Source organism: Paenibacillus sp. IHB B 3415, assembly GCF_000802655.2.
GTDB classification, from domain to species: Bacteria; Bacillota; Bacilli; order Paenibacillales; family Paenibacillaceae; genus Paenibacillus_AQ; species Paenibacillus_AQ phytohabitans.
The window spans coordinates 1-10,200 of record NZ_JUEI01000136.1 but is presented as its reverse complement, the minus strand read 5'-3'; the positions used below and the strand labels follow the sequence as shown (position 1 = coordinate 10,200).

At 51.1% G+C, this 10,200-nt stretch carries 10 protein-coding genes and 1 riboswitch; of the genes, 8 read left to right on the top strand and 2 right to left on the bottom strand.

Annotated features, from left to right (window positions below; translation table 11 throughout):
- Window positions 1-306: 306 nt before the first annotated feature.
- The 3 genes from QW71_RS34975 (at window position 307) to QW71_RS34965 (ending at window position 2,908) form a co-directional block, all read left to right on the top strand.
- Complete coding sequence (locus tag QW71_RS34975; protein ID WP_039310320.1) at window positions 307-1,053, top strand: acyl-[acyl-carrier-protein] thioesterase; 747 nt, start codon at window positions 307-309, stop codon at window positions 1,051-1,053.
- 144 nt (window positions 1,054-1,197) lie between these two features.
- The gene (locus QW71_RS34970; protein ID WP_235441636.1) at window positions 1,198-1,797 is read left to right on the top strand and encodes an RNA polymerase sigma factor; all 600 of its coding nucleotides are present in this window, start codon (window positions 1,198-1,200) and stop codon (window positions 1,795-1,797) included.
- Window positions 1,772-2,908: a DUF4179 domain-containing protein gene (locus QW71_RS34965; RefSeq protein ID WP_039310318.1), complete on the top strand. Its 1,137-nt coding sequence runs from the start codon at window positions 1,772-1,774 to the stop codon at window positions 2,906-2,908. Before QW71_RS34970 ends, QW71_RS34965 begins: the two co-directional genes overlap by 26 nt.
- Before the next feature lie 73 nt (window positions 2,909-2,981).
- Here the strand turns inward: QW71_RS34965 and QW71_RS34960 are convergent, their stop codons facing one another.
- Both QW71_RS34960 and tsaA read right to left on the bottom strand, forming a co-directional pair.
- Window positions 2,982-3,887 (bottom strand): AraC family transcriptional regulator, encoded by a 906-nt coding sequence (locus QW71_RS34960; protein WP_039310316.1) that lies wholly within the window; start codon window positions 3,885-3,887, stop codon window positions 2,982-2,984.
- A 21-nt stretch (window positions 3,888-3,908) separates the two neighbouring features.
- A complete protein-coding gene (tsaA, locus tag QW71_RS34955) occupies window positions 3,909-4,358 on the bottom strand; it encodes a tRNA (N6-threonylcarbamoyladenosine(37)-N6)-methyltransferase TrmO (RefSeq protein ID WP_047014141.1) in 450 nt (149 codons plus the stop codon).
- A gap of 127 nt (window positions 4,359-4,485) precedes the next feature.
- Between tsaA and QW71_RS34950 the strand changes: the two genes are divergently transcribed.
- From QW71_RS34950 to purE, 5 genes are all read left to right on the top strand, one after another.
- Window positions 4,486-6,627: a DNA topoisomerase III gene (locus QW71_RS34950; RefSeq protein ID WP_039310314.1), complete on the top strand. Its 2,142-nt coding sequence runs from the start codon at window positions 4,486-4,488 to the stop codon at window positions 6,625-6,627.
- Between the two features lie 381 nt (window positions 6,628-7,008).
- Window positions 7,009-8,256 carry an MFS transporter gene (locus tag QW71_RS34945; RefSeq protein ID WP_052770562.1) on the top strand — a complete coding sequence of 416 codons (1,248 nt, stop codon included), beginning with the start codon at window positions 7,009-7,011 and terminating at the stop codon, window positions 8,254-8,256.
- Between the two features lie 79 nt (window positions 8,257-8,335).
- Complete coding sequence (locus QW71_RS34940) at window positions 8,336-8,599, top strand: DUF1294 domain-containing protein (protein ID WP_039310312.1); 264 nt, start codon at window positions 8,336-8,338, stop codon at window positions 8,597-8,599.
- Between the two features lie 50 nt (window positions 8,600-8,649).
- Window positions 8,650-9,084 carry a universal stress protein gene (locus QW71_RS34935; RefSeq protein WP_039310311.1) on the top strand — a complete coding sequence of 145 codons (435 nt, stop codon included), beginning with the start codon at window positions 8,650-8,652 and terminating at the stop codon, window positions 9,082-9,084.
- Between the two features lie 162 nt (window positions 9,085-9,246).
- Window positions 9,247-9,348, top strand: a riboswitch (purine riboswitch).
- 240 nt (window positions 9,349-9,588) lie between these two features.
- Window positions 9,589-10,074 carry a 5-(carboxyamino)imidazole ribonucleotide mutase gene (gene purE, locus QW71_RS34925; protein WP_039310307.1) on the top strand — a complete coding sequence of 162 codons (486 nt, stop codon included), beginning with the start codon at window positions 9,589-9,591 and terminating at the stop codon, window positions 10,072-10,074.
- The last annotated feature ends 126 nt before the right edge of the window (window positions 10,075-10,200 follow it).

Genomic DNA, 10,200 nt, shown 5'->3' with positions numbered 1-10,200 from the left:
AGGGTCCTGGGAGAGTAGGACGCCGCCAAGCACATGAAGCCATTGTTGAGAAATCGACAATGGCTTTTTTGTGTCCTATAGAGAATAGTATTACAATTACTTAGGGCCCTATTTCTGGTACTGCTTGTGCATTTTGTGCATAGATTGTGTATAATTCGGCGGTAAATAGAAAGAAATGAAAACTTATACACATGTGGATAGATTATATTTTTTAACAAGTACTCCCCAATTCATGTGGATATCGTATTAGATAATGTGGATACAACAGAGGGAATTGTGGATGGATGCGTAAAGGAGCGTAAAGTTATGGACAAGCACGGCAACCTTTTGTGGACAGAGGAATTTATGGTTCATGCAAGTGACACTGATTTTCGGTCAAGAGGCAAGCTCTCTTTTCTTCTTGATATTATGCAGCGTGCTGCGGATTCGGCTGTAAGCAGCCTGGGTCTAAGTATTGATACAATGCTTAATGCAAGAATGGGCTGGATGGTTATCACACTCGATCTGGATCTTCGACGTTTACCGTCGCCTAACGAGCTTCTTAAAGTGCGTACCTGGAGTAAAGGAAACAAAGGAGCGCTCTGGCAGCGGGATTATCGGATTTTTGATAGTAATGCTGAAGAACTGGCGGCGGCACGCTCGATCTGGGCGCTGGTGGATATGGATAAGCGGAAGATCCTTCGTCCTTCAGCCCTTCCCATTGCTGTAGAGCCTTATCTGGAGGATTCGGTAGGAAGTCTCCCGGACAAAGTAGTGATTCCCGCTGATCTTTCTCTGCAGGAAGCCTATCGCTATCAGGTTAGATATAGCGGACTCGATAATAACAGGCATCTTAACAATGCACGGTATATAGATTTATGCTGTGATGCGCTGACCTTGGAGGAATGGGAAGAGCTGGAGCTTACCGGTCTTCACATAACCTATGCGCAGGAAGCCCAGTATGGCGAGGAAGTTAGCATTTTAAGGTCTTCCCGGACTGAAGTGGGAGTATATATGCGCGGCCAAGGCGGGGACAAGGTGTTTTTTGAAGCCTGCCTAAGGTTTGGGAGATAAACCTTTAACAACAACAGTCTTAAATGTAGTATCTTCTAACGGCAGCCACTCTGTTTTCAGAGAGCTGCCTTTTTTTCGTATCCGGCCAATTTCGGGATGTCACAAATAAGCACTTGGCATTCGTTATACAGGTGTAAAAGGAAAATGGAGGTGATTCTTTTGGAGCAAAGCAACCCCGGGGGCCAAGTGAATCCAAATATGATTGAAGAAGCGATTAATAAGGTGCGTGCAGGTGAACGGCAAGCCTTTACAACGTTAATTACTGCATATGAGCGGCAGATCTACACATATTGCAATTATATATTAAGAAGCCGTGAAGAAGCAGAGGATGCTGTGCAGGACATATTCGTAAAGGTGTATCAGGAGCTTGGGCGTTATGAGAAGCGTATCTCTTTTTCAGCCTGGTTGTATAAGGTAGCGTATCATCATTGCCTGGACCAGCTTCGCAGACGTAAACGCCGCAGCAGATTGTTGTCACTTTATAAATTACAGCTAGTACGGGATTATTCAGGATTCCCAGACGATTCCCCTGTGGACAAACTGTTTGGCACTCTTAGTCCGGAAGAGCGAGGGTTGTTAATTCTTCGTGTCATTGAACAATACAGCTTCGAAGAAATTGCGCAAATTACCGGGAGGAGTTCAGCGGCGCTCCGCAAGAAGTATGAACGGCTCCGGAGAAAACTGATCCAGCAAAAAGCGAACGAAGGAGGATGCACTCGTGGAGAAGTGGCAGAATCAAACTGAGAAGCAAATGTTGGAGCAGATTCGCAGCATCATCGGAAAGGTTCAGCTTCCTGTGGACAGTTATAATGAGCAAATTATGAACCGTATTGAGCATATGGAGATAAAAGGAGGCCGCAAATTGTTTAAAAAGACGTTAGCAGCCGCATGTGTGGCCGTAATGATCGGGTTAGGTACAGTAACCGCAGGATTCATCTCCCCTGTATGGGCCGATACATTGAGTCAATTCCCCGTATTCAGCAGTATATTCAAGCACACGGAGAACCCAGGTTTGAAATTGGCGGCGGAAAAGGGCTTGACTACTTCACCTAACATGAGCGTTACAAAGGATGGAGTTACATTAAGGGTTACTGAAGTATTTTATGACGGTACCCGTTTGGCTTTTGGATTTAAAAGAGAGGGAGTTATGGATGAACGGGTTCAGGCGCAAATTACTGATTATAAAACCCATGATTTTGATCAATCGACCAAAGGGCTGGTGGGCTGGCCGGTCGTTACCCTGCCATCAGGGGAGCCTGTGAGCTTCGGCTCCGCTTCAACAGGCGACGTGCGTGGACAACCTCATACTCTTCTATTAGAGCTGAATGAACTGCGGAACACAGCAGCCTTAGGAGACGAATTCAAGGTGGATATCCAGGTGCCTGTTGCTCAGATCGCAGAGCCTTTCGAGTTCCAGGTAACGGTGAAGAAGGTAGCGGAGGGGATAATCAACCTTACTCCGGATCAAGGTGCAAGCAGAGGCTCTTTCCATTATAGAGTCAAGAACCTCGACATCACACCTGTTACCATGAGGTTGATCATAACCAGTGAAGGAGAAGTACCTGCCTCGCCGGAGCAGACAGGAGAATATGCTCCAACAGAGGTATTCTATGAGCTTGTAGATGATGTTGGAAATGTTATCAATCCCCGGCAGATGGGGTATGCCATGGCCAAGGCAGTTCAGCATCCTATTCTGGATAATCTATACAATACCTTCCCGCAAATTCCCAAGACGATTACGGTCAGACCGTATACATGTACGTTTGATAGTGAGCTGAATATTTTGCTGGATGCTAATGGTGAACGGGTAAAAACTTATTATAAAGAACTTGAGACCACTATAGTGATTCCTTAAGGCAGAGAAATAATTCGAAAAATGAGAAGTTTACTTGTCCGCGTCTGCTCTGCAGAGGCGGACTTGTTTGTATTCAAAGCAAAGTTAAAGGAATGTAGATCTCACTTACCGAGTTGGGATTATCTGGTCCGAGATAGTCTTTGCCGTAATATTCAAATTCATAAGTGAGGTTTAGGCGATAATCGGTTCCGGGCAGAAATACGCCATAAATATATTTGTATGTAGCGGAGACTTCAGCTGAAGGTCCTTTATGCATAAATTTGAGATAACGCGCTGGTGGCAGGATGTGGACGGGAAGATTACTATCTGCTTGTCCTCTGTTTGCCCGAAGTGTAGTGCCGGATGGTAAAGGCGATGATGCGTTCAACTCACAGGCACAGAGAAAAGAGATGCCGCTATCCTCATAGTTATCCGGCCAATAGCCAAGCTGATAATACCTTTCCGGAAGCTTACGGCAGGGAATAGAGGCGATACCGCTGAATAGCTGTTCCCAAGCTGTACCTATAATAGATGGATCGTTGTTAACGGTAACAAATGGTCCCTGAAGCCTGATTTCCCCGAGCTCAATGATTTCCGGAGATACGGTGTTGTGGACAGTCCAGTGCGGCAGATCCATTCCCTGTATAGGATGCAGCAGCAGAGGGATATCGGGATTTGATTTTTGGCGGATACGGGTGGGGGTGGTATGGAGCAATCTTTTGAAGGCACGGGTGAAGGTCTCATAATCATTAAAGGAATAATCCAGGGAAATATCATGGAAGCTGCGGTCAGGCGTTCTCAGAATCTCACGTGCAGCCTCGGAAATTCGACGTCTTGCGATATAGTCGCCGGGTGTCAGCCCGGTAACCGCCTGGAACAGCCGGATAAAATGATAAAGCGAATAACCGCTCACCCTGGAGAGGGTCAGGACAGACAATGGCTGCTTCAGATTGGATTCAATGTACTCAATCGCTTGCAGAATAAGCTTGCAGTTAGTCATGAGCTCTCTCCTCGTACTAGTTTACTCTAGAGCCCACTCTCCCCAAGAGGACGCCCATACAGGGACTCTGACATGACGGACACGGTCGGTAGCAGGAAAATAGGCTTTGATATCGAGCACAGGCGTCCCCGGATAGGCATCCAGTCCGGTAACCTCAACAATTCCCTGTTCAACATCAACGGACACAATTTCGGCCACGGAAAGGCCAATAGGATTAGGGCGTACGGGAGAACGTGTGGCAAATACACCAGTTACCGGAGCCTCATATGGAGGCTCAATCTGCGTAGTACGCCGGAAGGCATCGTCTGCAAATTCATGAATCCACCAGAGAATCTGGCAGTGGCTGAAATCAGCCAGCCCCTTCAAGGCAGGTCTGTATTGAGGTTTAATCTCGAGACGCAGGTTGTGCTGTGATCCTGATACGGATACTACACCTACTGATATAACATTATACGGTTCTGTTGTGAGCATTGGCTGTGACTCCTTTCGGCTGGGGAATAATTCTAGTTTATCTGAAATGAAGCGAAATCAGCCTGATGATATTTGCGGTCTTTTATCCCGTGGTATAATAGATTGTTGATATGGAGGGGAGAGAATTATGAAGGTACTGGTACTGGCGGAGAAGCCATCGGTTGCCCGGGAGATTGCCCGGGTGCTGGGCTGCGGAAATAAGCAAAAGAGCTATATGGAAGGCCCGAAATATGTGGTTACCTGGGCTCTGGGGCATCTGGTTGGCCTGGCTGAGCCTGAGGACTATAACAATAAATATGCTACCTGGGCATTGGAGGATTTGCCGATTCTTCCGGAGAAGGCCAAGCTGAAGGTGCTGCGGGAGACCAGCCAGCAATACAAAGCGGTACAGCAGCTGATGAAACGGCAGGATATTGAGGAGCTGATCGTTGCGACGGATGCTGCGCGTGAGGGTGAGCTGCTGGCACGCTGGATCATGAATATGGCTGGGTGGAGGAAGCCGTTCAAGCGGCTATGGATTTCCTCGCAGACGGATAAGGCGATTAAGGAAGGCTTCGCCGCGCTTCGTCCGGGCAAGGACTTCGACCGGTTGTATGAGTCTGCCCGCTGCCGTGCAGAGGCGGATTGGATGATCGGGCTGAACATTACGCGAGCCTTAACCTGTAAGTTCGGTGCGCCGCTCTCGGCAGGACGTGTACAGACACCAACGCTTGGCATGATTATGGACCGGGAAAATGAAATCACGGGCTTCCGTTCCCAGGAATATGATCAGCTGACTGCCGATTTCGGCAATTTTCAGGCGGGATGGCGTGCGCAGGGCGGGGATGGCCGGATTTTTGACAGAGACAAGACGGGTATTCTGAAGGAGAAGCTGACCGGCCGCAGCGGACGGATCACCAAGGTGCACAAAAGCGAGAAAAGCGAACCCCATCCGCTGGCCTATGACCTGACGGAGCTGCAGCGGGATGCAAACCGTAAATTTGGCTTCTCGGCCAAACAAACCTCAAGCCTGCTGCAAAAGCTGTATGAACAGCATAAGCTGGTTACTTATCCGCGTACGGACAGCCGCTACCTAACTGCCGATATGACGGGTACGCTAAAAGAAAGATTGGACAGCGTAGCAGTCGGACCGTATGCGACCCTCGCTAGACCGCTACTGCGCAAACCGCTGCCGGTTACGAAACGGATTGTTGACGACAGTAAGGTCAGTGACCATCACGCAATTATTCCAACAGAGCAGACGGTATTGCTTAATCTATTAAGTGCGGAAGAACGGAAGCTGTATGATCTGATTGTACGGCGGTTCATCAGCCTGTTCTATCCTCCGGCACGTTATGATGCAGTGGCTGTGACGGTGAGCGTGGAGGGAGAATCGTTCCAGGTTAAAGGCACTACGGTTAAGGACGCGGGCTGGCGCGAAGTCTATGGCGGGGATATGAGTTCGGATGAGGAGGATGAGAACGCGGGCGATGAGCCTGCAGCGGGCAGTGTGAAGCTGCCGGAGCTGCGGGAGGGCGACAGCGTGAAAATTGAGCGCTGCATCATTAAGCCCGGCCGGACGCAGCCGCCGAAGCGTTATAATGAAGCTTCGCTGCTGACGCAGATGGAGAAGTACGGGCTGGGAACACCGGCAACCCGTGCGGATATCATCGAGAAGCTGGTCAGCTCGGATACGATTGAACGGCAGGGCACTCTGCTGCATCCGACCGGCAAAGGGAAACAGCTGATCGGCCTGGTTTCCGGACAGCTGCGTACACCGGAGCTGACAGCACGCTGGGAAGCGGAGCTGGAGAAGATCGCGCGCGGGCAAGGGCGTCCGGAGCCTTTTCTGCAGGGCATCCGCAGTATGGCACAGGAGCTGGTGTCCGGGGTCAAGAATAGCGGGGCGGAATACAAGCCGCATAATGTCTCTAACAGCCATTGTCCGGAATGCGGGACAAGAATGCTGGAGAAGAAGACCAAACGCGGCAAGCTGCTGGTCTGTCCCAAAGAGGACTGCGGCTATACCCGGGCAGGGGAGAAGCAGCTGTCGAACCGCCGCTGTCCGCAGTGCCATAAGAAGATGGAGCTTAAGGAAGGCAAGGCAGGGATGTATGTGCAGTGCCTCGGCTGCGGGATTACGGAGACGATGGATAAGGACCACAAGCATATTAACAAACGTGAACAGCAGAAGCTGGTCCAGCAGTACAGCAAGCCGGAAAGCGCCGGTGGCTCTAACCTTGGCGAATTGCTGAAGGCAGCGATGGAAGCCAAGCAGAAGGGGAAATAAGATAGCCTAAAGTGAAGGGCAAAAGTGCATTAAATGAAGTGAGCGGCAAACAATGAGCCAAGATACAAGCCAAGATACAAGCCAAGATACAAGCGTAAGACTAGTTAACGTAAGAGCAGCATGTTTATTCTAAGCTCTGTTATATAGAAGTTAGTTTCCCTTCCAGGGAGGGAAGGCTTCGAGAACAACAAGACTGCCGGAACATCCGGTGGTTTTGTTGTGTTTATGGAAATCGCGGAGCTGGCTGGTGTATAACTGAAGATTAAGTGTAATGTTACTTTACGGGGGCTGTCCAAGCGGCGGCAGATATGTTTTACTTAGGAGATTGAGGCTGGACAGGACTGTTAGGGTTCCGGCAAATATAGTGGAGCGGGTGATGAAGTGGCGGCGGCTAAGCAACTAGAGGATCAAATTCAATCGGTACAAGTCTCGGGCAGCAGGGGAGGCAGCCGGTTTTTCTTTTTGGTGATTGTCTTTATGTTCTGGTTCTCTTCTTATATCTATGTGCCCGTGTTGTCTCCGTATGTGGAGCATCTGGGAGCTTCTTATGTCATGGTTGGAGCGGTGCTGGGCATATACGGTCTGATGCAGATTCTGTTCCGTCTGCCGATCGGGATCGGTTCGGATTATCTTAACCGGCGGCGGCCGTTTATTTATCTGGGGCTAATCGCCAGCGGAGCGAGCTGTCTGCTGTTCCTGGCTGGTGCTCATCCGGGCTGGGCGCTGGCTGCACGTGCCGTCTCAGGGATTGCGGCCTCCGCGTGGGTCGTGTACTCGGTGATGTTCGCGGGGTATTTTCCGAAAGAAGAGGCTGGTAAAGCGATGGGCATGCTGCAGTTCACAACGGTTATTGCCCAGTTGACCAGTATGATGATCAGCGGCTATATGGTCGATCACTGGGGCTGGAACACTCCGTTTATTATCGGCGGGATTGTGGCGGCGGCAGCGCTGCTGCTTGCACTACGTCTGCCTGAACAGAAGCAGGAGAAACGGAATGCGATTCAGATTAAAGATCTTGCCGGAGTAGTCCGGGAACCGCTGCTGGTCAAGGTCTCGCTTTTGTCCGTGCTGGCGCATTGTGTACTGTTCATTACGATGTTCGGCTATACGCCGAATCAGGCGCTGGATATCGGTGCGAGCAAAGAGAGTCTCGGCTGGCTGACGCTGGCTTTCATGCTGCCGCATGCGATTGCTACACTGTACGGCTCACGTCTATTCGGCAAATGGCTTGGGGACCGGGGAACGTTAATGCTGGGTTTTGCCGGGAGTGCGGTATTCACGCTGCTGATTCCCTCTATGCCTACTCTAGCCGCTCTCTGTGCAACGCAGATTGGGAACGGCTTCATGCAGGGACTTATTTTCCCGCTGCTGCTGGGTAAATCGGTCTCGGGAGTCGCTCCGTTCAAACGGGCAACGGCTATGGGCTTCTATCAGGCGGTGTATGCCATAGGTATGTCAGGTGGGCCTTTTGTAGCGGGATGGATGAGTGCGGCGTATGGACTGACCGGCGGTTTCTGGCTTGGCGGAATTGCGGCGCTGCTTGCTGCAGTGCTGTCCTGGCTATGGATCAGAGAGGCCGGAGAACCGGGCACAGGGAGCAGACAAGAGCGGCGGATACTTGGCAGGTAATGTGAGGGTTATTGGTTTTTTGCCGGAAAGGGTAATATAATAGAGAGTAGATAGGATGCAAGGAGGAGGGGCCGGAAGGATGGTCAAGGTTGTATTGCTGTGGTTCGCACTGATCAATATTATCGGGTATGTGGTGATGTCGGAAGACAAGAACAAGGCCCGCAAAAGACGGGATCGGGTGCCGGAGAAAACACTGTTTCTGCTGGCGTTCATGGGCGGCGCGCTGGGTGTGCTGATTGCCATGTACCGCAAGCGCCACAAGACGAGGCATACTTCCTTCAGGATCGGAATTCCGCTGTTGCTGCTGCTGAATATCCTGCTGTATGGATATTTTTTGAGTTAAGTTTCTTGTAGTTTGGCTAAGGCTGTACACAATAGAAAGAGGTGGCGTATATGTTATTCTCTAAAATTTTGCTAGCCTATGACGGTTCGAAGGCTGCCAATCAGGCATTGGAGCGGGCGATTGAACTGGCCAAGGTAACTCCAGGGTCCTCCCTGTACGTCGTACACGCATTTGAATTCCCGCGGTTCTTCATCGGGGAAGCTCTCGCGCCTCTGCCGGCATCAGTGAACAAGGATTATTATGACCTCGCGGTCCAGACTACGGATGAAGTGAAAAGCCGGCTGGAAGCCGAAGGCCTGAACGCTACTGTAGAATTGCTGCAGGGATCGCCTGCCGAAGTGATTCTGGCTTATGCCAAAGAGCACACGGTGGATGTCATCGTTATCGGCAGCCGCGGGCTTGGCGGAATCCGGGAGTTCGTTCTGGGCAGCGTCAGCCACAATGTAGTGCAAAGCGCGCGCATTCCGGTGCTGGTTGTTAAATAATAGAGATACTTGCAGAGGAGCGCTTAGGCGTTCCCCTTTTTTTCTGCGGAGATGGCCGGAATAGGCGGAATAAGAAAATTAAATGTGCCCAAAAGCGAACATTTGAGAGGCATGATATGACAATGTTCGTGTTTAAGTTGACACGAAGTGTAGGGCATTGTTAAACTGAACCTATGAAGAGCTCGTATAAAACCGGGGATAGGGCCCGGAAGTTTCTACCCGGTAACCGTAAATTGCCGGACTACGAGGAAATAGGATGACTGAAACGGCCAGCCGCCGCCGCGTATACCGGGGGGTGTGCTCTGCGCCGGCTCTCTTAAAGGCCGGGTATCTGCAGATGCCGGAGCAGTACTCTCCTAATTCCTTAGTAGTCCGGGTCCACCCGCAGCAAAATGCGTCTGGAATCCGGGCTATTTTTTTCGGATTTATGGGAAACTAGAGGGAAATGGGACACACTTAAATCAAAGGAATATCTATAACGGGAAACGGAAGGCTGGGTGAACGATGTCTGTGCAAGTAGGTGTCATTATGGGCAGCAAATCGGACTATGAAACTATGGAGCATGCATGTGCAGTGCTTGAGGAGCTGGGTGTGCCTTATGAGAAAAAGGTCATCTCGGCACATCGCACGCCGGATCTGATGTTCCGTTATGCCGAGGAAGCGGTGGAGCGCGGCTTGAAGGTGATTATCGCCGGAGCGGGCGGCGCGGCGCATCTGCCGGGTATGGTGGCAGCCAAAACTACGTTGCCGGTCATCGGGGTGCCTGTGCAGTCCAAGGCGTTGAACGGCCTGGACTCGCTGCTGTCGATTGTGCAGATGCCGGCTGGCATCCCGGTAGCCACGGTAGCCATTGGCCGTGCCGGAGCTACGAATGCAGGGCTGCTGGCTGCGCAGATCATCGGTGCTTTCGAGCCGGAGGTGGCGAGAAAGGTGCAGCTGCGGCGCGAGGCGACCCAGCGCGAAGTGCTGGAAAGCAGCGAGACGCTATGAGACCGGGTGAGTCGAAGACCGGAGGCTCGGAGAGCGGGGCGCAGCAAAGAGCAGAGCGGGATCAAGCTGGAGCTGAGAGAATGGAGCGCCGGGATGAGGCCGCCGCTGGTGCTGTTGAAGCACCAG